14 protein-coding genes are annotated in these 22,195 nt (G+C 63.2%); all 14 read left to right on the top strand.

What is annotated here, in order from left to right:
* The first annotated feature begins 60 nt into the window (after positions 1–60).
* The 14 genes from AC5RUK_RS13120 to AC5RUK_RS13055 all read left to right on the top strand — a co-directional run bounded on the left by AC5RUK_RS13120 (position 61) and on the right by AC5RUK_RS13055 (position 22,121).
* Positions 61–1,086 (top strand): M28 family peptidase, encoded by a 1,026-nt coding sequence (locus tag AC5RUK_RS13120; protein ID WP_494152420.1) that lies wholly within the window; start codon positions 61–63, stop codon positions 1,084–1,086.
* 302 nt (positions 1,087–1,388) lie between these two features.
* Positions 1,389–1,991: a 50S ribosomal protein L25/general stress protein Ctc gene (locus AC5RUK_RS13115; RefSeq protein WP_494108049.1), complete on the top strand. Its 603-nt coding sequence runs from the start codon at positions 1,389–1,391 to the stop codon at positions 1,989–1,991.
* 116 nt (positions 1,992–2,107) lie between these two features.
* On the top strand, positions 2,108–2,701 hold the full coding sequence (pth, locus tag AC5RUK_RS13110) for an aminoacyl-tRNA hydrolase (RefSeq protein WP_493987976.1): 594 nt from the start codon (positions 2,108–2,110) through the stop codon (positions 2,699–2,701).
* Between the two features lie 567 nt (positions 2,702–3,268).
* Positions 3,269–6,136 (top strand): LuxR C-terminal-related transcriptional regulator, encoded by a 2,868-nt coding sequence (locus AC5RUK_RS13105; protein ID WP_494152419.1) that lies wholly within the window; start codon positions 3,269–3,271, stop codon positions 6,134–6,136.
* A gap of 224 nt (positions 6,137–6,360) precedes the next feature.
* Positions 6,361–8,808, top strand: coding sequence for a LuxR C-terminal-related transcriptional regulator (locus AC5RUK_RS13100; RefSeq protein ID WP_494152418.1), 2,448 nt, complete (start codon positions 6,361–6,363; stop codon positions 8,806–8,808).
* Positions 8,809–9,455: 647 nt separating this feature from the next.
* A complete protein-coding gene (locus AC5RUK_RS13095; RefSeq protein ID WP_494152417.1) occupies positions 9,456–10,880 on the top strand; it encodes a sugar transferase in 1,425 nt (474 codons plus the stop codon).
* A gap of 115 nt (positions 10,881–10,995) precedes the next feature.
* Entirely contained in the window at positions 10,996–12,237 is a 1,242-nt protein-coding gene (locus tag AC5RUK_RS13090; protein ID WP_494152416.1) for a hypothetical protein, read from the top strand.
* Positions 12,238–12,421: 184 nt separating this feature from the next.
* A complete protein-coding gene (locus tag AC5RUK_RS13085; protein WP_494152415.1) occupies positions 12,422–13,807 on the top strand; it encodes a Wzz/FepE/Etk N-terminal domain-containing protein in 1,386 nt (461 codons plus the stop codon).
* Positions 13,800–15,053 (top strand): O-antigen ligase family protein, encoded by a 1,254-nt coding sequence (locus AC5RUK_RS13080; protein ID WP_494108044.1) that lies wholly within the window; start codon positions 13,800–13,802, stop codon positions 15,051–15,053. The genes AC5RUK_RS13085 and AC5RUK_RS13080 overlap by 8 nt, the downstream gene beginning before the upstream one ends.
* A 496-nt stretch (positions 15,054–15,549) precedes the next feature.
* A complete protein-coding gene (locus AC5RUK_RS13075) occupies positions 15,550–16,014 on the top strand; it encodes an FAD synthase family protein (RefSeq protein ID WP_494152414.1) in 465 nt (154 codons plus the stop codon).
* Between the two features lie 84 nt (positions 16,015–16,098).
* Positions 16,099–17,247: a DUF1972 domain-containing protein gene (locus AC5RUK_RS13070; RefSeq protein ID WP_494152413.1), complete on the top strand. Its 1,149-nt coding sequence runs from the start codon at positions 16,099–16,101 to the stop codon at positions 17,245–17,247.
* Positions 17,244–18,041 (top strand): CDP-alcohol phosphatidyltransferase family protein, encoded by a 798-nt coding sequence (locus tag AC5RUK_RS13065; protein WP_494152412.1) that lies wholly within the window; start codon positions 17,244–17,246, stop codon positions 18,039–18,041. The genes AC5RUK_RS13070 and AC5RUK_RS13065 overlap by 4 nt, the downstream gene beginning before the upstream one ends.
* Positions 18,034–18,843, top strand: a complete 810-nt coding sequence (locus AC5RUK_RS13060; RefSeq protein WP_494108040.1) for a hypothetical protein — start codon at positions 18,034–18,036, stop codon at positions 18,841–18,843. The genes AC5RUK_RS13065 and AC5RUK_RS13060 overlap by 8 nt, the downstream gene beginning before the upstream one ends.
* Positions 18,844–18,893: 50 nt before the next feature.
* Positions 18,894–22,121 (top strand): PKD domain-containing protein, encoded by a 3,228-nt coding sequence (locus AC5RUK_RS13055; protein ID WP_494152411.1) that lies wholly within the window; start codon positions 18,894–18,896, stop codon positions 22,119–22,121.
* The last annotated feature ends 74 nt before the right edge of the window (positions 22,122–22,195 follow it).

The following is a 22,195-nucleotide window of genomic DNA, read 5'->3' as shown; positions in this document are numbered from 1 at the left end:
CGCTGACCGACAGCCCCGGACGCTAGAATGCTGTCGTGATGTTGCACACATGAGGGTGACATGAAATGGCACTGGCCCCGAAGCCGGCCTCGGAGGCCAATTGTCGTCATCGCGGCGCTCGGGCTGGTTGTTCTCCTGGTGGCGCTTGTCTTGGCCATGGTGCGGACGGACAATTCCGGGCCGCAGGCGCGGGCTGTAACAGCGTACGAGCATCTGGAAGAGTTTCAAGCAATTGCCGACGAGCACGGTGACCGAGCTACCGGCACCTCCGGATATGAGGCCGCGGCTCAGTACGTAGAACGGCAACTCGAGGATGCCGGTTATCAAAGCTGGCGCCAGTACTTCACTTTCGAAAGTCGTGGCGAGAACCATGAGTCCTTCAACATCCTTGCCGAGACCGCTGGCGGCAGCGACGAGAACGTGATCATGCTTGGCGCACACCTCGACGGAGTGCGGAACAGTCCTGCGATCAATGACAACGCTTCCGGCGCGGCGGCTCTGCTGGAGGCCGCGCAAGAACTCAGCCAACGGAATGAACCCAGCAACAAAGTGCGCTTCGCGTGGTGGGGAGCGGAAGAGTTTCCGGAGGCGTTCGGTTCCCAGCACTATGTCGAGGACTTGGCAGAGGACGACAGCGGCGAACTCGACCACATCGCCGCCTATCTCAACGTCGACATGGTCGCCTCACCCAACTATGTCATCGCGGTCTACGACCCACGTAAAACCGATAACGACTCCCTGCGGGACGTGCCGGACGGTTCGCTGGAGATCATGAACTTCTTCACCGACTACTTCGACTCCCGGGCCCAGCCCTGGGTGTCTACGGACTGGGACTTCTATTCCGATCAAGTCGCGTTCGTTGAGGAAGATGTTGCAGTGGGCGGCCTGTTCACCGGCAGCAACGAGAGGAAAACGGCCCGGGAGAGCATCCTTTTCGGTGGCGCTCCAGGGCAGCCACGCGACCCGAACTACCACAAGTCAGGCGATGACATTAACAACGTCGATCTGGAGGCTCTCACCATCATGACCGACGCGATCACCCATGCCGCCACCAGCCTGGCCGAAGACAGCAGCGCCCTCGAGTAAGCGGCGGCTAATGTATTGACAGGCTCAGAGCACGGCTGCCACCCGTGGGGGACGTGGCCCATTTCCGGACTCTGATCAACTGGCCCGCGCAGGGCAGTCCAAGCACGAGATCATCCCGGTGCATGATTCGGGCCTGCGGCCCGACCCTGATAAACTTCATGCATTGCCTAGGCGAGGGAGAGCCAACATCGGCCCTCCGTTATCGACGGTGGCTAGCAGCTTCGTTTCTCTGCGCTGGTATCGGTGCGGTAGGTCGGTCTCTAGGCACCCGCCTCAAAACCACCCAGCATAAGGAGAACATCATGTCCGAGCAGAAGCTTGCAGCTGAAGTCCGCAGCGAATTCGGCAAGGGCGCGGCCCGCCGCGCCCGCCGCAACGCCCAGATCCCCGCCGTCATTTACGGCCATGGGGCAGAGCCGCTGCACGTGCTGCTCCCGCAGAAGGCCACCACGCTGGCGCTGCGTACCTCCAACGCGCTGCTGACCCTGGACGTTGACGGGAGCGAGCACCTGGCCCTGGCCAAGGACATCCAGCGCGATCCGATCGCCCAGATCATTGAGCACGTCGACCTGCTCACCGTCCGCAAGGGCGAGAAGGTCCACGTCGACGTCAACATCCATGTTGAGGGCGAAGTCGCACCCGGTGCTGTCTTGGATCTGGAAGAGTTCACCGTTCTGGTCGAAGCGGATGCGACCGCTCTGCCGGAGGCGCTGACCATCAACGTTGAGGGCCGTGCGATTGGCGAGCACGTCCACGCCACCGACATCCAGTTGCCTGCCGGCGTCAGCCTGCTGATCCCCGAGGACACCGTGATCGCCGCGGTCTCCGCTCCGACCGTGGCCGAGCCTGAAGCCGAGGAAGAGGGCGAAGCCGCTGAGCCGGCAGCCGAAACCCCGGCCGAGTAACAACGCTGCCTCCAAAGCCCCCGGCGACTGCTTTTGAGCATTCGCCGGGGGTTTTGGTCTATCCCTAGGATGATCTTGAATCCTTTGCATCTACCGTCCGAGGAGCACCCGTCCACGTGAGCAGCGACACCTGGCTGATAATCGGCTTGGGCAACCCAGGCCCCGGCTACAGCGGCAATCGACACAACGTCGGCCAGATGGCCCTCGACGAGCTGGCCGGCCGGGTCGGCGGTTCGTTCAAGTCGCACAAGGCGCACGCCCAGGTCTTGGAAGGGCGTCTGGGAATCGGCGGGCCCAGGGTCGTGCTCGCCAAGCCACTGACGTTCATGAATCTGTCAGGAGGGCCGACGGCGGCGCTGTGCAGGTTCTTTTCAATCGAACCGGACCACGTGGTCGCCTTGCACGACGAGATCGACATTCCCTTCAACACGATCAAACTCAAGATCGGCGGGGGAGAAGGCGGGCACAACGGCCTCCGCGACATGTCCAAGGCGCTGGCGACCAAGGAGTACTACAGGGTCCGCATAGGCGTTGGCCGCCCGCCCGGGCGGATGGATACGGCGGACTACGTGCTGCGCGATTTTTCAACGGCGGAAAAGAAAGACCTGCCCTTCCTTCTGGACGATGCAGCAGACGCCGTCGAACTGCTCCTGGCCGACGGGCTCCTGGCCGCGCAGCAGAAGTACCACGCCAATGCCAAGCAGGGGTGAGCGGCAGGAGACCGGGTCTCCCACCCCATGGTCCGACGGCGGAGGACAGCACGCCCGGGCGCGGAACCCCGGGTAGCCGCGGGTCACGGGCACCGCATCCTCGGCCCAAGAACGAGTGGTGACTACTCGTGTCAGGCCGCCCGTGCCTGTTTACGCTGAGAAAGTGTTGCTGGCGCCCTCAAGGCGGTGTCGCAATACCGTGCGCCTGGAGCCCAAGGATCCAGGCGCCTCCAGCGGACCGGCGGGGTTGGCTAATGCCAGAGGAACCGCGCAGGCGGAACCTTCCCCCCAGGCCCCGTCGGTCCTTGCTGGATAACCAGGGTGCTGCACGCCCTGGCAAGCGTCACAAAACCGTCAATTGGCACACCGCATTGCACGTGGATAAAATCGTTTCAGCCATTGCGGCTCCCTGAGCGGGGCCGACGATGGGCGGCCTGAAGAGACCGGGCCACCCCCATCCCATCGTCGGCCCCTTCCAATGCCCGCGACAGGCAAGGCCGCTTCCCCAAGAGAAGCCGGGCGATACGGCAATCGGGTGCAAGCCGTCGGGGTTTCGCCGCGAGTTGGATGGCGGGCAGAGTCTGTGGCTGTGGACCAATTTCCATGTCGCCTATGTACGACTGCCGGATTGAGAATTTCGCCCTGTTGGGAATCGCGTTTTGCAGGTACGCTAAGCATCAGTCTGCAGGATGCTCATCAAGCGGGGGACCTGCGGCTGTGTCTTTAACACATGTTGGATCCGGACTGGGGGGTTCGGTTCCGACATTATCGGTTCTTGGGGGGGCCGAAATGACCCAGCTTGTTTTGCCGTGGCCGTTTTTGGGCCGAGCAGTACACATCAAGGCTATGAATTCGCTGCTGGCTGGTCCTGACCGCCGAGGCGTCGTTGTAGTCGGTGAAGCCGGAGTGGGCAAGACCGCACTGATTCAGCATGTCCTGCGGTGTGTTGGTGGCCAGTCGCATGTCGTACATCTCCGCGGTTCTGCTTCACACAAAGGGACGTCGTACGGGGCGTTCAACGTTATCCTCAGCCGGTTCCGTGTGGAGCTGGATCATCCGGTGCGGATCCTCGGCGGCATCTCCGACGCGATTCGGACCGAGGCGGCGGGCCTGCCCGTCATCATGTTCGTGGACAACGCGGAATCCCTGGACAGCCTTTCCGCCCTGACCCTCGCGCAGCTGGCCGCAGCGGACATTGTGACTCCTGTGGTGGCCGTCCGTGATCTGACCCGCGCTCCGGACTTTATGCGCATGTGGACTGACGGCGCCCTGGAACGGCTTGATCTGGAAGGGATGTCTCTGGAGGAATCCCGGGATGTTCTCGCCGGTGCCCTGAACGGCCCTGTATCCGAGACTGTAGTCGTGCAATTGTGGAGAGCCTCAAATGGCAATCCAAGGCTCCTACAAGCGCTGGCAGTGGAGCAGCTCGATGCCGGCCACCTGTTGCGCCGCGATGGAGTGTGGGTTTGCCGGGATGAACTGATCGAACATGGCGGGCGCATAGCCGAAGCCGTTAAGCTCGGTCTCGCACATCTCACAGCTGCACAGCGGGACCTGCTCGACGTGTGCGCGCTGGCAGAGGAATTGCCGTTGTGGGTGGCTAACGGCCTGGCCGGACGGGACGAAGTGGATCAGCTCGAGTCCCATCGGTTGGTTGAGGTCAGGCTGGCCGACGGGCCGGTTCTGATTATGGGTAGTCCATTCTTGGGCGAGGTCATTCGGGACAATGTGCCCTTCGGGCGGGCTAGCAGGCTGCTTGAACGCCTCGAGGGCGTCATAGACGTGACGGGCATGACGCCAAGGGGCCGTCTCGCTTACACCCTGTGGCGGATGAGATGCCGGATGGAGGCGGACGAGGGGCTTGCATTGGAGAGCGCCCGATTGGCGAACCGGCTAGGGAGTTTCAAGGCCTGTCTACGGATTCTAGGCTCGCTGGGGCACCGACGAGGGGATCCGGATGTAGTTTTGGTGCAGCTGGTCGCGCTGGCAGGCTTGGGCCAGCACGGCCACGCCCGTGAGTTGCTCGAGTCGTTGGAAACGGTGCAATTTGGCCTCAGTTCACATGTGGAGCTGGATCTGGTTGCGGCGGAAATAGCGGGTGACAGCGGTGATCAAGAAACGGCCCACCGGTCTATTGCTGCCGCCAGAGCCAGGATAAGAAACGACCAAGATGGCGCCGTCAACGGGGAGCTACGCCTTCGGGTCGAGCTGGCCGCTGCGGAATTATTAGCGCGTGATGGCCGGCATGCGGCCGCCATTCCAGCACTGAAGCAGGTTCAGCAGGAACTGCCGAACAACGGCGGGGTCCATTCACTTCGTGCGGGTTACCTGCTTGCCGAGGCCATGGCAGCGGCCGGCAGAAACGACGACGCGTTGCAGCTCGCACAGGCGCAGCTGGAGCGGTTCCAGCGGGAGGGACAGCCCGCCGGGCTGTTGGAATCAGCCGCCCGGGACCTGTTCCTCGTGCGCTTTATTGCCCGAGAGTGGCACCGCCGCGACCCCGTATCTGCCGTCGATCAGGCTTTTGAGGCTGCTCACAGGCGGATCCCACGTGCGGCTTCAGGCGTTGCGGAAGGCATCATGGACGTCCATCGCGGCCGCGCGGACCAGGGATTGAAGAAGCTCCGACCAGAAATCAGTCAACTACGGCAATTTGATCCAGACGGTCTCTTCGGAGTCGCTTCGGCTGCGGCCGCCTACGCTAGTTGCTTGTGCGGCGATTTGGAGGAGGGCCGTCAGTATTATCGGCAGGCTCAGGAAAGCCGTACCATCCAGAGCCGAGCTACCTGGATTTTTGAGTGCGACAGGGACTACTTCCTGGCGATGGCGTCTGCCTCCTTCTCATCCAAAGCATTGGCCGCGGCCAAGCTGCTCGAACAGGCCGACCAGCACCGTGCACGAGGAGGGCTGAATGCTGAACTGTTTGCAATCAGCGGTGCAGTGCGCCTCGGGGACTCCGCTGCCGCGGAAGAACTAGTCGCCAGGGCCTCTGTGATCCAAGGTGCTTTCGCCCGGCTCTGCGAGCACTATGGCAAAGGGCTCGCCGGCGGAGATCCTGAACAACTCCTGATAGCCGCCGAGCACGCCCACCTGATTGGACATGATCTTCTTGCCCTCGAGGCGGCCTTGGCTGCGTTCTCGCTCGCCAAGGCTGCCAACGACGGGACGAGGATCGCAGCGGCGAAGGCACGCACCCAGCAGTATCGCGCGCTGTTGGGACCGGTCGGCGTGCCGCTAGCCTCCCACACCCCGCTCACCGCTAAGGAAATGGAGATCGCCTTGCGCGCCGTTGCCGGACTGACGAACCGACAGATCGCCGATGAACTTGTCGTATCCGTCCGCACGATTGAGAGCCATCTATACCAGATCTACACAAAGCTACATGTCAGTGGCAGGTCGGAGCTGTCGGATGTGCTCGAGGCGTCCTCCAGATGACGAGATCCGGCTGGGCGGAGGATTCTTTTGTCGGCCGTACTGATCTCCGCAAGGTTGTCGCGGGGAGCCTAAGCTCAGACGTGGTGGATGGCGCAGTGATCGTGGCCGACGCCGGGATGGGGAAGTCCGCGCTCGTCCGTCGGGTCCTCAAGAGCCCAGTTTATGGAACATCGTCCCTCTGGATTCTAGGATCGCCAGTCCTTACCGCTTTTCCGTTTGGTGCAATGGCACCGCATTTATCCCTTGAGGCCTCTGGGGATACCCTGTCCGCCCTCGCGGTCCTGCGCAGCTTCCGCGAGTTTTTAAAGGTTGTGCAGGCAGAATCCGAGGTCCGGCCGGTGGTGGTGGTCGATGACGCGCAGTACCTCGACGACGGCTCCGCGTTGATCCTTGCCCAGTTGACCGCAGCCAAAGAAGTGCGGCTTCTGGTGCTCACGCGGTCGATTTCAGGGTTGCCGCACGACCTGCTCGCGTTGATGAGAGACGGACTGCTCCGTCGGGTTGATCTTCCGCCGTTGACTGCTTCGGAGGCACACAATTTGTGCGCCCTTCATCTGGGAGGCGATTTGCTGCCGTCCGCGAGTCGCTATTTCCTCGCCGCGACTCGAGGCAATCCCATGCTCATGCAACTGGCCATTGACCGCAGCCGAGACGTTGGGCACTTGCTGCAGTGCAAGGGGTTCTGGGTGCTCTCGGGGGAACCGCCCAAGCCCGGCCGTTTGATTGGTGATCTGGTGCAGGCACAGCTGTCCAGCCGTTCTGTATCGGAGCGGATGCTGCTGGAAACCGTTGGCATGGGTGAACCGGTGCCGCTTTCGGCTCTGCTGATCCTAGGCGGTCCGTCTGCCGTGGACGCGCTGGAAAATGACGGACTGATTACTAATGACGACTGCCCGGCCGGCTCGACGCGGTTGACGCAGCCGCTGCTCGGCGCAGTCATCCGCGAAACCATACCAATTGGACGCAGGATGGCCCTCCGGAACGCATTGACCCAGATTCTCAAGCCGGAGGATGAACCCGCCGAGGGGACAATACGCCGGGTTGAGTGGGCGCTGGACTGCGGCAGCCCCGTATCCTGCAGCCGCCTGCTGCGCGCAGCAGCAGAGGCGAACCAACTGTTCGATCCGGTCTTTGCCATTCGGGCTGCCACCATGATCAAGGATCCGGAGCTGATGGTGGAGGCAAGAGTTGAACTTGCCCGCGCAAAGATGCTCCGAAATGACCTCGAGGCTTCGGAGGAACTCCTCAGCGGCCTCATACCTGCTGCGACGAGCCTGAAAGCGGCTGAAGCTGCGGCGTGGACTTCGGCACAATTACTCGTTGCTGCCGGAAAGCCGGGCTCAGGCGTAGCCAGATATGTCTCCGAGTTGCGAGCAGTCATTGAACGCACCGCCGAGGAGCCGTCCTGCGACGCTAGCGTCGAGCAGTTGGCTGATGCTCGGCTAAGCACGAAGTTGCTGGAATGCTACGCCTTCAACTGCGAAGGCCTCTACTCATATACATTGGCCGAATTGACTGCCGTGCCCGAGAACGATGAGATAGCACCGGTCCATAGAATGCTGGCGCTGGCCCTGCTGGGCGAGGCTTTGGGTTTCTCGGGGAAAATCGAGGCAGGGATTCGAGCCAGTAGCGAGGCCGTGCAAATGCTGGGTTGCGGCAGCCCTGCTACGGCGGTTCATGCTGGCCTGGTAGCTCGCCGGCACCTCGAACTGCTGATCCTGGGCGGCAAGTGGGGACAGCTCGAGGACGTCCTCACCTCATACCCGGTGACGGAACCACGGGCGTTGAACTACTTTGGCGGCACAATGGGTCTGGCCCAGGCAACGGTGATGTGCCGCCAAGGCCGCTTTGAACAAGTTTTGCCGCAGATCAGCATGAGCATCGAAGCGTTGCACCAACATGACATGGAACAGAAGTTACCGCTGGCTCTGGGGTTGGGCGCATACGCCGCTGTGGCCTGCGGCGAGCGGGAACAGGCAGAATTCTACTGCGCTGAATTCGAACGGCTCCGTGTCGCCGGTCATGCCCATACCTTGATGCTGGGCCGCTGCTACGTTGTCGCTGCACGGGCCGCCATGGACGGAAACACCGCGGAACTGGTGGAACTGGCAGACCTGGCGGCAGCCAGCGGAATGGTCGCCGTCGAAGTTCACGCACTGGAACTGGGCCTGCATCTGGGAATTCCCGGCATACTGCGCCGCCTTGTGAACACTCCGCCTGTCTATGAGGGGGCCGACAGCCGGATTCTTGCCAGGGTGTCGAAGGCCCTTGTCGAAGGAGATCTTGAAGCTGCGGCATCCGCTGCCGCCCAAGCCAAGGACGCCGGCTTCAACCTTCTGGCAGCGGCCTGTTTGGACAGTGCCCTCGAACGTGCCCAAAAGCTGCCCCGTGATGCGAGGCTCGCCAAGCTGCGCCGTGAGATCATTGCCGCCAGAGAGCAGCTGTCGGAAGTCCCGAAGCCGGTGCCGGCCAAGGCAGAAGGCGCGCTGCCGGAACTGACCCGCAGGGAGGCGGCCATCGCAGCACTGGTGCGACGCGGTGCTTCGAACAGGGAAATCGCCAGCGAGCTCTCCGTGTCCACACGAACGGTGGAAGGCCATCTCTATCGCATGTTTTCGAAGCTCGGAATCAGCCGTCGGGAAGAACTTCCAAAGCTGATCAGCAAGTCCTAACGCTGCCGCCAGGTGCTGCTCAGCGATCTGCCCTCTTCCGTTTGCGCTCAAACCGCAGAGGCACGGCTGCGAGCCCCCAGCCGGCCGGTGAAACGTACTTCCGAGTACCCGTCCCCGGGTACTGAGCGGGCGCCGCAAGTTGGCGGAAGGACTTCTGAAAAACCCAGTGGTCCGTACTCGTGAGAGCCCGTAACGGGATCCGTAGGCTTCAGCACACAGAGAACTTCTCAAAGGGTTCTGCGTTTGTAGGAGTTTTGGCTGGGGACGAGTTGGGGGGCTCGAAATGATGAATGGTCTTTTCCTGGGAGACGTGCGGCCCGGCCGCTCTCCCGTCCGCAATAACGCGTGTTCTGCCGGCCGGTGGGCAAATGCCGACGCCGGGAGCACGCATATCGCCCTGCCTGCTGCACAGACGCAGCCGTGCGGTGCCAGGGCCCCCTATACGGAGCCGGCGGCGTATGGGTCTCTTAAATCGGGAGCCCAACCCCCAGCCGCCGGCTCCTTTCACATCCTAACTTGGAGGCCGACCAGGGTCACGGTCTCGACGCTCATGCGGAAGGAGAATCGCCGTGCATAGTCCTATGACCTTGACTCGCGGATACGGATTACGCATAGGCGTGCCACAGTCGCAGAAGAAGGCATCGGCAGTGTCCGGAGTCTCGTGGCGGCGCCGCTACCAGCTGATGCTCCGGATCACTGACGGTCTGCTGATCGCCGCGACGGTGGCGGCTTCGACCGTCTGGCTGGTCCCGGTCGCGCAGCAGCAACCGACAGAAGTCCTTCTCAGCCACGCAGCGGTCGCGGTGGTCGTCGCGGTGGTCTGGTTCGGCATGACCAGCTTGATGCGTACCAGGGATCCCAGACTGATAGGTGTCGGTGCAGGAGAGTACAAGCGTGTCATCGACGCCAGCGCTGCGACATTTGGACTCGTGGCTGTCTGTTACGTGTTCCTGGACTCGCCCGGTCCGCGGGGATTCTTTTTTCTGACCTGGCCTGTGGGGCTCGTCCTCCTGCTGGCGGGGCGATGGGCCTGGCGCAAATGGCTCAATTACCAAAGCCGTTTCGGCCACTATTTATCCAGGGTCATCGTAGTGGGCAATCGCCACGATGTACGGTACGTTGTGGCCCAGATCGCGCGGAAGTCGGGTGCTGCCTACGACGTCGTGGGCGTGGCTTTGGAAGGAAAGCTGAAATTCCCTGCGCTGCAGGTCGGAAAGGCCGCGGTTCCCGTTCTGGGGAATCTGGATACGATTCAAGACGCCGTTGCTGTTAACGGCGCGGACGCAGTCATAGTGGCCGGACAGTTGCACCGCGGAAACGGGTACATCCAGCAGCTCAGCTGGGATCTGGAGAAGACCTCCACAGAATTGGTGGTCGCCTCCGCCCTAACCAATGTTGCGGGTCCGCGCATCCGTGTGCGGCCCGTTGAAGGCCTGCCTTTGATGCACGTTGAACTTCCTTCATTCACAGGAGGCCGTCACGTTGTTAAGCGCTGTCTCGACGTGCTGGGTTCCCTTGTCGGCCTAATAATTCTTGCACCGTTGATAGCCATGCTGGTCGTTGCCGTGAAGTTGGACAGCCGCGGCCCGGGATTCTTCGTTCAGGAGCGCGTGGGCAAAGGGGGTCGAACATTCCGGATGTACAAGTTGCGCTCGATGGTGGTAACCGCAGAAGACGAGTTGGCACGGCTGAAGCATTTGAACGAGGGCAACTCAGTCCTCTTTAAGCTTCGGGATGACCCTAGGGTTACCAGGGTTGGCCGTTGGATCAGGAAATTCTCACTGGACGAATTGCCACAGCTTTACAACGTTTTGAGGGGAGATATGTCCCTGGTGGGTCCGCGACCACCATTGCACGACGAAGTCAGCAAGTATGAAACCCATACCCATCGGCGGCTCTTTATCAAGCCCGGATGCACCGGACTGTGGCAGATTAACGGCCGCTCTGATCTGGACTGGGAGGAGAGCGTACGGCTCGACCTCTACTACGTGGAGAACTGGTCGGTCCCGGGGGACCTGATCATCATGTGGCGCACGCTGAAGGTCATGCTGAATCCTGTGGGAGCGTACTGATGAAGGGATTTAAGGAAGTGACCGCCGTGATTCTGATCGCTGCATCAGCCTCGTGTTCCACCGCCGCGGCAATGACGGGTGAACTGTCGTGATTCCGAGGCGGATCCCGGTTTCCATGACCGGCGCAGTGGGTGCGCTGGCCGCACAGGCCAGCCAGGCCGTTGGCAGTTTCCTCATCATGGCCATCGCGGCCAGAACGCTGGAGATCCAAGAGCTGGGCAAGTTGGGCGTGCTCTATGGGGTGCTGGTGCTCTGCGCCGCGACGACCAGCGGCTTCGTCGGAGACTCCCTCACGGTGCTGGACCGCACGGGCAGAAAACTCCGGGCCGGCATGCAGCTGTGGCTGCTGACTTTGAGCTGTGCCTGCGGAGCCCTCGTGCCGACGATCAGCCTCACCATCGGTTTTGTTTCCGCAATTGAAGCGCTCCTGCTCGGTCTGGCCATTGCTGCTTATCTTGTCGAGGATGTTATCCGTCGTCTGCTGATGGCACACTTGGGCTTCGGACGTATCGTCCTAATGGATCTGGCGGCCACGTCGGCCGCACTGAGTATGGTGTGGCTGCAACAGAACGTGGACGGCGGCGCGTCCCTGGCCGGCTACCTGGGCGCAATTGCCTGCGGCCAGTCAGCGGGCATAGTCGTCGGAGCCTTACTCGTCCCCGGGCCCGACCGCTATCTGGTACGCCTTAAAGAGGCGGATTGGAAAGCCGTAGCCGCGTACGGAACGTGGCGAGCGGCCCAGCAGATGCTTCGTCCGGGCCTGATGACGGCCATGCGGTTGACGGTGATGATCCTGGTGACGGTCGCCGCGACGGGCCAACTGGAGATTGCCCGCATATACGCTGCCCCGGCCATGCTGTTCGTCGGCGGGATTTCTTCCTACCTCTTCGCGGCCTATGCGAAAACCAGGGCCTCCGGAGTAGTTGCACTCCTGGCCCAAGCCGACCGTGCTTTGCTGATGGTGCTGGGGATTACGGCGGCAGGAACAGCCGTTGCGCTATGGGTGCTGCCCGTCGCTGGACCGCTGGCAACCGGTCAGATACCCGACTTCGTTGCTGTCGCCGGCTGGTTGGCATATGCCGCCTCGGTGGCTGTCGTCTCTCCCTACGGAGCATTGGCTGCCGTGAAAGGCAGCGCCAAGCGTGTTTTCGCGCTGCGGACGGTCGAAACGCTTCTGTCCCTGGTCGGCGTTGTTCTCGTTGTGCACCTGACCGGGGAATTCGCCTTTGCACCGTGGGCGGCCGCGCTGGGTTCGGTGCTCGGTGGTGCAGCCATCAGATATCTCCTGCTGATTCCCCTGAAACGGGACGAGATGCAGAAAACCGCCGCACGCAAGACAGCGGGTGCCCATGTTTGATCCAAAACGAGCTTGGGCGCCTACCAAGGCGGGCGCGCGGCAAGGCGAGGACGTGCTCAATGTTCGCACCAAATAAATGCCGAATGCAGGTCAGCGGAAAAGTAATGCTTTAAGTGCCCACAGCGGCGCCTGAGTGCTATGTTGTGTACACCTTCGGCTTGGGGCACTGGAAAGGTTTGGTCTAATGGATCTGCGTGACTACACAAGGGCTTTTTTAAGCCGCTGGGTAATCGTTCTTGTCATGACGCTCGCGGGCAGCGGCTGCGCCTTGGCGGTCAGTGCGGCTATGCCGCAGGTCTATGAAGCGCGAGCCACTTTGTTCGTAAAGGTTGAAACCGGCTCGGGTTCCGCCTATGAGAGATCTCAGTTCAGTCTGCAGCGGGTCAAATCCTATCCGAGCCTGGTTAAAAGCCCGGAGGTCCTGCGACCCGTTATCCGCCAGCTCGGTCTTGATCTCGGTCCGGATGAGCTGGCGGACAGGGTTGCGGCGGACAATCCGCTGGATACGATTTTCCTGAATGTCACGGCCCAATCACCGCACCCGCGGACAGCTTCGGATATCGCCAATGCGGTGGCGATAAGTCTGGGCCGGCATATCCGGCAGCTGGAAACCACTGCCGGAGACAACAGGGTAACTGTGAATCCGAAACTGACGGTGCCTGCGGAGCAGCCGGTCGCTCCGGCCTCTCCTCAGACCGCGCTCAACGTGGCACTGGGTGCCCTGATCGGGCTCTCCGCCGGATTGCTGTTCGCCATTACTGCCTACCGCTTGGACACCCGGCTTCGCACCGGCGGTGACGTGCAATCGGCAGTCGGCGTTCCCGTAGTGGGCCAGCTTCCCCGCTATCGGGGCCGGGCTGGAAAACCGGCTGAATGGAGCCGGGACAGCGAGCATTGGGTTGCCCACCGCGAACTCCTGACCAACATCCTTTTGGCCGGACAGGCAAAACTGCCGCCGCTGATGTTGCTTGTGCCCGCCTCCCCGGGTGCCGGTGGCGACTTCCAGCGCCGGAAATTCGCACTCATGGTGGCGGATATGGGCAAGCGGGTCTGCGTCCTGGAGACGGACGCCATGCTGCCGCCGGCCTTCGGAGATGAGGTGGCGGGGCCGGGACTGAGCGAGGTGCTTGCCGGTCGGACTGTGCTTTCCTCCGTCATACGGAGCACCGAGCCCGCAGGGCTGGTTTCCTATGTCCAGGCGGGGAGCCAGGAAGCAGAGGGAGGGCGCGGCGTCGACGTGGCGCAGCAGGTGATTCCGCTTGTAGATGAACTCAAGGCACGCTTTGATATCACGCTGACCGAAACCACCGGAACGTCAAGACCCTTGGATGCGCAGCAACTGGTGCCTCACGCTGACTATATGGTGGTCATCTGTCAGTACGGCAAAACCACGCGGGATGAACTGCGCCGAACTTTTGCCGAACTTGCTGCGGCCGGCAGCCCGCCGCATGCTGTAGTCCTGACCGGGGTTCCGTACCGCCGGCGGCCGTCGGCGGTCATGGGATTCGAGCAGGCAGTGGCGGCCACCGGACGCCATGCAGTGGTCCGCGGTGCGGACATCAATGGCTGAAACCGGCAGTCCCTTGCGCTTGGCGGGCACCCCGGTCCTCATCTGGCTACTGGCCGTCATCAGCCTCGTGCCTTGGCGACAGGGAGCTTTCTACAGTGGAGGCATCGACCCCGTCGTAGTGGCCAAGGCGCTGATCCAGTGCTCAGCCCTGTTGATCGCCGCGGCCGTGCTGGCCCGGGCCCCGGGGCGGCAGCCACTGGGCGGACGGTCGTTGGGTTTTCTGCTGTTGATCCTGGCTGTCTCCGTCACCGGCGCATTCGCGCACGGCAACACGCTGCCGTCCGCGGTGCTGGCCGTACGGGTGGTTCTGCTGGCCGCTACGGTAATCCTGTTGCTCCGGGCTTACCCTGCGCGCCTGGCTGTGAATTCGCTGCTGGCAGCCATGGCCATAGTCGGAACGCTCAGTGCGATCACCGGCATAGGACCGATGCTCTCGGGAGAAAGGCTAGGCGGGGCAATTCCGCCGCTATCGCCGAACGAAATTGCCCTGCTGTGCGGTCTGCCCGCCCTCGCCGTGCTTCATGGCGTCGTCCACGGCCGCTCCGCAGCCAGACATCTGGCCATTTTTGCCGGATTGACCGGTCTGGTGGTGGCCACCGGCTCCAGGACCGCGCTGTTCGCCCTTTCCGCAGCGGTCGTGGTGGTCCTGTTGCAGGTCCGAAAGCCGCCGATCATTGTTGCCGCCGCGGTCATTGCCGCTGTTCCAGCAGCCTTCGCTGTGGCCGTGTACACACCGGTCTTGACCAACATCCTTACCCGGGCGGACAGTGCGTCGCTCCTCACCTTGAATTCACGCACCATTAGCTGGGAAGCCGTACTGAAAATTCCCTTTAACACTTGGGAACGGTGGATCGGCGGTGGACTTTCGGTCAAGCAGGTTTCTGTGGCCGGCCAGCATTGGGACAGTCAGGTCTTCGACTCCAGCTGGATTTCGACGTTATCCCAGGCAGGGATAGTGGGGTTGCTGCTGCTGGCCCTGTGGACCGTCTATAGCGTGCGGGACAGCCTGCGCAACCCACATTTAGGCTCCATGACCAACGCAGCCCTGCTGTTTCTCCTGATTCGCAGCGTGACCGAGAACGGCTTGGTAGATGCAAGCGTGGACTTTGTAGTTTTCTTCACCTTGTCAGTGCTGCTGGAAAAGGTAAGCGCCAGCGCCCGGCCGTTTCACTTAGCCAACGAGGGGCCCCCGCAGCCGAAAGATCATCTCGCAAAAGCACCAAAAGAAGGCCTAAGCGGCGCCTGAGTGGCCGAGCGCCACCTCCATCGCCTAGGCTGCGCAACGGCGGCATCGGGGCGCAGCCGGGACGGGTCCGGACGACTCCCTCGGGCAGTGGGTTCACGCCTCAAGATTCGGGTGCTCTGTCCGCTGACCGCAGTCCCGCTGATTTGTGGAGGGTAGCAACAGCGCGGGTGGTCCGGCGGCGGGCATGTTGGCCACGGATGCTAACCAGGCTGTGACCATCCGCCAGCCTGCTGTGAGTATGTGCGACTCGCTGTAAGTGATGCGCCACCCGCTGTGAGTAATGTTCCCGTCTGCGGCTAACTCCATCGGCTGCTTGTGAGTAATGTGTCGGCTTGACTTACGTACCCCCCACTCATGCGCGCACCGCTGTTTATTCCTAGGCTTTGCATTGAGGTAGCGGAGCGGTAACACGATCCGTGAATCCGGTTGTTGCCGCGCAGAAGCTGAACAGGGCACTGATGGGGCAACGTGGGGGATCCATTCTGGGGGGAATGCCATGACAATAGTTGGGTACGCCGCGGGAGCATTCGACCTGTTCCATGTCGGGCATTTAAATATCCTTCGCCACGCCCGCTCGCGCTGTGACTCTTTGATTGCGGGCGTCGTTTCCGACGAAATCTGTTACGCGACCAAGGGGCATTATCCCGTGGTACCGCTGCAGGAGCGCCTGGAAATCGTCCGCCACATCAAATTTGTGGACCGGGCAGTGGCCGAGGTCTCGCCAAACCGGCTGCAGACGTGGGCGGATGTCGGCTTTGACGTGTTCTTTAAGGGCGACGACTGGAAGGACACGGAGAAGGGCCGCCGGCTGGAGCGTGATTTCGCCTCCGTCGGAGTCTCGGTGATTTATTTCCCGTACACCGTCCATACCTCGAGTACGGCGCTGCGCCACGCCCTGGCAGCGCTCAGCGCCACCGGGCCGGCCCGGGGGCGGCCACCCGGCGCGGTGGTGAATGAGTAACCGGCCGGCCAGGACACAACCATGCTGGGGGATGGGAACATGTCAACACCAAATAATCAACAAGGGCATTTGCGCATTGCTCTAATGGGCACGCGGGGAGTACCCGCCCGCTACGGCGGTTTCGAGACGTGCGTGGACGAGGTAGGCCGGCGGCTGGCGGCCCGCGGGCACGAGATTGTGGTCTACTGCCGAAACACAACCGGAGCAGACACCACAATCCGCGAGTACGCCGGCATGCGGCTCGTGCACCTGCCGGCATTGCGCCGCCGCAGCGTGGAGACGCTGAGTCACTCCGGGTTGTCAGCTGTCCATCTGGCGGCGAACCGCGTGGACGTGGCCGTAGTGTTCAATTCCGCGAACGCCCCGTGGCTGCCGCTGCTGCGCGCGGCACGGATCCCGGTGGCCACGCACATGGACGGGCTGGAGTGGAAACGCGCCAAGTGGGGGCCGGTCGGGAAGAAGTACTATCGGCTGGCTGAGTCGATGGCGGTCCGCTGGTCCGACGCCCTGATCGCGGACGCCGCCGGCATCCAGGACTACTACACGGAGGAATTCGGTGCAGCCACCCGGCTGATCACCTACGGAGCGCCCATCATCGACTCCGGGCGGCATGAGCGGCTGGTCGAACTCGGACTGGAGCCGCGCCGGTATCATCTGGTAGTCGCCCGATTCGAGCCGGAGAACCATGTCCACCTCATCGTGGAAGGCTACGTGGCCAGCGAAGCGCAACTGCCGCTGGTAGTGGTCGGTGGCTGTCCCTATGGCCACGAGTACACCCGCCGCGTCACGGAAAGGGCGGACGAGCGGGTCAGGTTCCTCGGCGGGGTTTGGGATCAGGAACTGCTGGACCAGCTCTATGCCAACGCGCTGGTCTACTGGCATGGGCATTCCGTCGGCGGCACCAATCCCTCGCTGCTGCGGGCAATCGGCGCGGCGGCACCCACGAACGCCTTCGACGTGAACTTCAACCGCGAGGTCCTGGACGAGACCGGCAGCTACTTTTCCACTCCTGCGGAGGTGGCCGCACTTGCAGCCGCCGCCGAGGCGCGCCCGGAGGCGGCCAAGAGGCGGGGCCTGCAGGGGCAGCAGCGCGCCGCCAACTACGACTGGGATGTGGTCGCCGACGGTTATGAGCAGCTCTGCCGCGATTTGTACGCAGGTGCGGTGCGACAGTCCGGCGGCCGCCGTCGTCCAACCCTCGCCGCGGACCGGATTCCGGCAGGTGTGGCATGACCGGCCACCTGCTCGGGCAGGCTCATCCGAGCTATTTGGAGACGGTCAGGATCCTGGCCAAGGCGCAGAAATCCGTGGCTCCGGGAGCCCCGGCATATTCTGTCCTGGTCAACCGCCGGGCCGGAAGAATCCTCGCTGCTGCAGCATACCGGGCCGGGCTGACGCCGAACATGGTCAGCGCGATCAGCGCCCTGTTCACGTTGTCCGCTATCGTCCTGCTGGCGTTCGCGCCGGCAGAAGGCCTTGCCTGGGTCGGACCCGTGGTGTGGGCCGGCCTGGCGGTTGGCTATGCCTTTGACTCCGCGGACGGCCAAGTGGCCCGGTTGCGTAACGGGGGCTCGCTCAGCGGCGAATGGCTGGACCATGTGCTGGACAGCGTGAAGAACACTAGCCTGCATCTTGCGGTTCTGGTGTGTGCATACCGCACGTTCGGCCTGGAGGATCCAGGCTGGCTTCTGATCCCCATCGGTTACTGCCTGGTCGACGGGGTCGGCTTCTTCACGATGATCCTCACCGAACAGCTCCGGAAGACGCGAACAGTCAAAGCCGGCGTCGCCGTCACACGTCAGGCGGGGTCCAGGTTCAAGTCCCTGGCCTTGCTGCCGACGGACTACGGCATCCTCTGCTTCGTGTTCCTCTTCGTGGGCGCACCTTCGTTGTTCATGGCACTGTACACAATGTTCTTCGCGGCGAACCTGGCCTATCTGGTGCTGGCCTGCGTGAAGTGGTTCCGGGAATTGGGACGCCTCGATCCCGGGGCCGGTCCTAAGCCGGGAGGGGGACGGCATGCGTAGCGGCAGCGATGAACCGGTGGGAGAGGAAGGCCTGCCCCAAAGCGAAGGCACCAAGGCAACGTGGTTCCGGAGGCGCGGGATCGCGCCCCTCCTGGTGGCCGCAGCAGCGGCGGCGGCAATAGCCGTTGCCTCGGTCGCCACGGGTGGCGCTCCGGTGACGACGCCGGCACCGTCGCCTGCCGCCGTGGCTTCCGCCGCGGCAGAGCGTACCGCGGAACCGGAGACCGACAACGCCGGCAGTTCCAAAGACACAGCCGATAAAGCTGGCAAACCAGCGCCCAAGACGAAGTCCGACACGGCCACGAAGGAGGACCCCGGGAGCAAGCCTGCGGTCAAGGAGCCGGCCGGCTCGCTGGCGGTGGCCAAGGACGCCGAACAGGCGGCCACGCCGAAGCCCGTCGCCCAGGCGGTCCAGCTGCGGGAAGCCGCCGAGGTCGCAGGTGGCATCGCCGCCGTCTCCAAAATCGAGGCCATCCATGCCAAAGCGGAAGGCATTGGCCAGATCGCCGGGCCAGCCATCCGCTTCGTGGTGGAAGTGCGGAACACATCGGCGAAGGAGCTGAAACTGGACACCGCCGAGATCACGGTGGAGGCAGGTCCGCAGAAACTTCCCGCCATCCAGCTCGATGGTGACGGCACAGAGCTCTTCCCACAGGAGGTCGCCGCGGGCAAGAGCGCCTCCGGCACTTTTGTTTTCCAAATACCCGAGGAACTGCGGGATCAGGTGCGCATCTACCTGAACTATTCCGCGTCCGATTCCGTGATTGCGTTCGAAGGCGCAGCTCCAAGAAAGGCAGGATAGCTATGCATATTCCATGGCGCAGGAGCGCTGTTTTCCTATCCTCAGCCGCATTGATCGCCTCCATGGCGATCGTGGGCGTCCCGACCGCGAACGCAGATACGGCGCCAGCAAACCCCGCGAATCCATTGACCCCGGCTACCGTCAGCGCGGACGGACTGCCTACCGTCCAGATCAACGGCGTGGTTTGGTCGCAGGTGGTCATCGGCAATACCGTCTACGCCGGCGGGAACTTCACCTCAGCCCGGCCTGCCGGCTCGCCGGCCGGAACCAACGAGGTGGCCAGGGCAAACATCCTGGCCTACAACCTCACCACCGGCGCGCTGATCGGTTCCTTCGCCCCGAGGTTCAATGCCCAGGTGCTCACCCTCGCGGCCTCGCCGGACGGTACCCGGCTGTACGTAGGCGGAGATTTCACGCAGTACAACGGAACCACCGCCGTCTCGCGCATCGTGGCGCTTAACCCGACTACCGGTGCGTTGATTCAAGGCTTCCGGCCTCAGGCCTCCTCATCCGTCCATGCCATCGCCCCCACGAACAGCACCGTCTATTTCGGCGGCAATTTCAACTACGTGGGCAGCGTGGCGCGAGGGAAACTGGCGGCCGTGCGGGCGTCCGACGCCGCGCTGCTGAACTGGACGCCGCAGGCGGCGGGAGGCCAAGTCAACGGCCTGGCCCTGTCCGGAGACGGCACCAAGATTGCCGTCGGCGGCGCCTTCACCACCTTGAACGGCTCGAGCCGGCCCGGTTATGGGCTCGGGGTGTTAAACACGGCGACCGGAACCCAGTTCGCGCTGCCGGCAAACGACTATGTTCGGAATGGCAGCACGAACGGATCCATCACCAGCCTGACCTCGGACGGCACACACTTCTACGCCAGCGGATACACCTTCGGGCGGACCAGTACGTTGGAGGGCGTGGTGTCCATCAAGTGGTCGGATCTGAAGACCGAATGGCTCGAGGACTGCCACGGCGACACCTACTCGGTCTTTGCCGGGCAGCCCAATCAGGTCTACATCGCCGGTCACCCGCACACCTGCTCGAATATCGACGGTTTCCCACAGGAAGTCAGTTGGCAGTGGTACCGCGGCCTGGCCTTCAGCAAGGCGGTGGGCGGAACGATCAAGCGGGAGCTCTACAACTACACCAATTTCGAAGGGCTGCCGCGTCCCGAGTTGCAGAACTGGTTCCCGTCCATGAATACAGGTACCTTCACCGGCCAGAACCAGGGACCGTGGTCAGTCGCCGGCAACGGCCAGTTCGTGGTGATGGGCGGCGAGTTCACCAGGGTCAACGGAGCGGCGCAGCAGGGGCTGGTGCGCTACACGGTGCGCCAGAACGCGCCGAACCTGCGGGGACCGGAGGTCCTCGGAGCCAACTTCACACCCACGCTTAGCTCGCCGAAGAAGGGGACGGTGCGCATACGCTGGCAGGCGAACTGGGACATGGACAACAAGAAGCTAACCTACAAGGTGATCCGGGATGGCAACACTGCCACACCGGTCCACACCACCAGCCTGGAATCGACCTTCTGGGACAGGCCGGGCATGACGTTCCTGGACTCCGGGCTGGTCCCAGGACGGCAGTACAGCTACCGCATCTTTGCCACGGATCCCAACGGAGTCGAGGTCCGCGGCAACACCGTCACGGTCACCGCAGCGGCGGTAGATCCGCCCGCGAGCGCCTATGCCGCCACGGTCAAGGCGGACCAACCGGCCAACTACTGGCGGTTTGGCGGGACCGGCCGCACGGTGTTCGACCAGGTGGGCAAAGACGACCTCCAGCTGAACGCGGGCGTCACCCCGGGCACCGCAGGCGCCGTGGCGGGCGACGTCGACACCGCCGCCACCTTCGGGGGCACGCCTACAGGCTTCACCGCCGTGACTTCCCGCGTGCGGCCGCCGAATACGTTCACCACGGAGTTGTGGTTCCGCACCAAGACCACGCGCGGCGGGAAACTGCTCGGCTACGCGAACTCCACCACGGTCAATTCCGACCTGATGGACCGGCACCTGTATATGGCGGACACCGGCCGGCTGTACTTCGGCGTCAGGCAGAACGGCGTGCGGCAGTCCGTGGGCAGCGCCGCCAGCTACAACGACGGGAAGTGGCACCATGCCGCGACCACGCTCGGCAGTAACGGCATGCAACTCTTCGTCGACGGACAGCGGGTGGCGCAGCGGACCGATGTCATCAAGGGCCAGGACGTGATGGGCTACTGGCGGATCGGCGGGGACAGCCTGGAGTCGTGGACCCCGCTCCCAACCAGCGCCTACTTCGCCGGAGACATCGATGAGGTCGCCGTTTATCCAACGGTGCTCAGCGCCGCCCAGGTGAAGAACCACTTCACCGCCGGCAGCACCGGCGCGGCGGCCAACGTGGCTCCCACGGCGTCCTTCACGGCCAAGGCCACGGAACTGAAACTTGCGGTTGACGCCTCTGCCTCGTCGGATCCCGACGGCACCATAACCCGCTACGCCTGGAACTTCGGCGACGGCGGCACCGGCAGCGGAGCAACGGCGTCCCACACCTATGCGAAGGCCGGGACCTATGCCGTGAAGCTGACAGTGACGGACGACGACGGCGCGGCGCGAAGCACCACGCAGAATGTCACCGTGCAAGCGGGTCCGGCACCGGCGGTAAGTCTGGCTGCGGATGCCTTTGGGCGCACTCTGGCTTCCGGCTGGGGCAGCGCTGACAAAGGTGGAGCATGGACGCTTCGCGGAACGTCCTCGCACTTCACGGTCGCGGACGGGGTGGGGCGCATCCGGATGAACGCCCCGGGGCACGGGCCGGGCGCTTCCCTGAACTCGGTATCCGCGACCGGTACGGACACCAGCGTGCGGTTCTCGCTGGATAAGCCCGCCACCGGAGGCGGAATCTTTGTGGACGTCACCGGGCGGCAGGTTGGCACCACCGGGCAGTACCTGGCCACAGTCCGGGTTGCCTCCAATGGGGCAGTAACACTGCAGGCCCTGCGGGCCCTCGGCTCCACGGAGACCATACTCGCGCAGGCCACCGTTGCCGGACTGACCTACCAAGCCGGGCAACAATTGCAGCTGCGTCTGCAGGTCACGGGAACCTCACCGACAACCGTCCGGGCCAAGCTGTGGCCTGCCGGAACACCGGAGCCCGCCGGCTGGCAAGTGTCCGGCACGGACTCGACGGCGGAACTGCAGGTTTTAGGAGCTGTCGGGCTGGGCGTGTATGCCTCCGGATCCGCCACCAATACGCCGGTTTTCGCCTCGTTCGATGACTTGGCGGTGACAGCAACAAACTGACGCCACCGGCAGCAGCACCAAGCGGGGCGGAACCGAAGGGTTCCGCCCCGCTTCCTGTCCCCGGCCGGGGTCTG

Source organism: Arthrobacter sp. Y3223065, assembly GCF_059090885.1.
The sequence above is the reverse complement of the archived record's forward strand: the minus strand, read 5'-3'. Positions and strand labels throughout refer to the sequence as shown.